The sequence below is a fragment of the Pontibacter sp. HJ8 genome (genome assembly GCF_054824225.1).
In genome coordinates this window covers 1-2,459 of sequence record NZ_JSYF01000634.1, presented here as the reverse complement: position 1 = coordinate 2,459, position 2,459 = coordinate 1, and the positions used below count along the sequence as shown (strand labels likewise).

At 49.1% G+C, this 2,459-nt stretch carries 2 protein-coding genes and 1 pseudogene; all 3 read left to right on the top strand.

The window, feature by feature from the left end; translation table 11 throughout:
- Positions 1–529, top strand: a 529-nt coding sequence (locus OB13_RS20375; protein ID WP_461492024.1) for a DUF1573 domain-containing protein, incomplete at its 5' end; no start/stop codon positions are given.
- Positions 530–848: 319 nt separating this feature from the next.
- On the top strand, positions 849–1,961 hold the full coding sequence (gene ald / locus OB13_RS20370) for an alanine dehydrogenase (RefSeq protein ID WP_461492023.1): 1,113 nt from the start codon (positions 849–851) through the stop codon (positions 1,959–1,961).
- A 258-nt stretch (positions 1,962–2,219) separates the two neighbouring features.
- A pseudogene (locus OB13_RS20365) lies at positions 2,220–2,459 on the top strand (hypothetical protein); the annotation flags it as partial.

The window sequence follows — 2,459 nt, the reverse complement described above, 5'->3', positions numbered from 1 at the left end:
CGTGATCAAGGCTGCCTACAACAGCACCGGCCGTCCCGGACCGTTCCACAAATCCATCTCCGTTATCTCCAATGCGGCCACACCGCAGGCCGTTATCTTTATAAAAGGGGAGGTTGGACCGAAAGATTTAAAAACTAGTCACACGCCGGAACAAAAAGCAAATTCCCCGCGTTTGGCTGTTGGTAACACATGGCACAGTTTCGGAAAACTTGAAAAAGGACAAAAATCTGTAGCCAAATTCACAATCAAAAACACAGGTCGGCAGGACCTGGTGGTACAGGGTGTTAAGAGCAAATGCAACTGTGTGAGCTATAAAGTATCCGTACCAGCTTTAAAGCCTGGACAACAAGGAATTTTGGAACTAACCTATGTACCTACAATGTTAAAGGAGCAGAACGAAGTAGTTTCCATTATTTCTAACGATATTGTAATGCCAGACCTGAAGCTGACGCTGAAGGCAACTGTAGTAGAAAGTCTGGCTCAAAAGAATATGTTAAGGGAGGGCTCACAGCCGGTACCTTTCAGATAGTTTTTTTCATAGTTTTATTTTGTACTAATGGCAGTGATTTTATCACTGCCTTTTTTCATTGCGGGCATTCCGGTTTTCTTCCTCCCGGTAACTCTCCGGTTTCAAATCGTCCCCTATCGCTTTACCTTCTACTGCCTGCTGCAGGTATAGCTATATGTTAAATGACAAGTTTTAAGGTATAAGTTTCTGTCTTATGCCCAGACCCTTGCCATAGACTTGAGATTGTTAAAGCAGCAACTGGATTTAACATTTTATTTCATGATAGATATGGTATATTTGCACAGCTTTTCCAACAACTAATACTATAATATAGAACGACATGATTATTGGTGTTCCAAAGGAAATCAAGAATAACGAAAACCGCGTTGGCGTACTTCCTGCCGGTGTGGTAGAACTGGTGCGCAATGGCCACACAGTGTACGTACAGGCTACCGCCGGTGAAGGTAGCGGCTTTGCGGATGAAGAATACGCAAAGGCGGGCGCCACGATCCTTCCAAGTATCGAGGAGGTATACGGTATCGCTGAGATGATCGTCAAAGTGAAGGAGCCGATTGAGCCGGAGTACAACCTGATCAAGGAAGGCCAGTTGCTGTTCACATATTTCCACTTCGCATCGCATGAGCCGCTGACGCATGCCATGCTGGAGCGCAAAGCCACTTGCCTTGCTTATGAAACGGTGGAGAGACCGGACAGAAGTCTTCCTTTGCTGGTGCCTATGTCTGAGGTTGCTGGCCGTATGTCGATCCAGGAAGGTGCCAAATACCTGGAGAAACCCTTGAAAGGCCGTGGTATCCTGCTGGGCGGCGTACCTGGTGTGCGTCCTGCCAAAGTGTTGATTCTGGGTGGTGGTGTGGTAGGTACCAACGCTGCGAAGATGGCAGCCGGCCTGGGAGCCGATGTGACCATTCTGGACACGAACCTGGCCCGTCTGCGTTACCTGAACGACATCATGCCAGCCAACGTGAACACGCTCATGTCAAACGAATACAACATCCGCGAACTGATCCCGACGCACGACCTCATCATTGGTGCCGTGTTGATCCCGGGTGCCAAAGCGCCTCACCTGATCAAGCGTGAGATGCTGAAGGAAATGCGCCCGGGCACCGTGCTGGTGGACGTGGCCGTTGACCAGGGAGGTTGCATCGAGACCTGCAAGCCAACAACGCACGAGAATCCTACCTTCATCATTGATGATGTAGTACACTACTGCGTAGCCAACATGCCGGGCGCCGTGCCTTATACTTCTACACAGGCCCTTACCAATGCGACCATGCCGTATGTTCTGCAAGTGGCCAACAAAGGCTGGAAGCAAGCCTGCGCCGATAGCAACGAACTGAAGCTTGGCCTGAACGTGGTGGACGGCAAAGTTGTCTACAAAGGTGTAGCGGATGCATTCGGTCTGGAGTACGTACCGGTTGATTCTGTGCTGTAATGCCTGACAGGTATAGCTATACCGGAGCGCCTTTCTGACTTATCAGGAAGGCGCTCTTATTTTGTCCGCAATCAACAAAAACGAAGTGCCAGTTCTCCTAAAAGCACAGGTATAGCACGGGTGTTTTCTTTATCGGTACTATTTTAGATAACTTTGCCTATTGTAGCCGCAATTTACATGGCGGCTTCGGCATGCGGAAGAAAAGCATACCTGAAAATGTTTTCCCCTTTTGCCATACGTATTCTATAAATCGGATTGATGTTCGACAGTACCTTTCAACTGCTGCTGCGCCGTCTCGGCATAATATTTCTGCTCTATACGCTGTTGCGGGCCATCTTCTTCCTGTTTAACAACGGTTCCTTCGCCGATGCCGGCGCAGGTGCAGTTGCGCTGGCCTTCGTGCACGGATTCCGCTTCGATATAGCGGCCATCGTTATTGTTAATTCCCTTTTCATTCTGCTCTCTCTCCTGCCCCACGGCAACATACAACACCCGGCC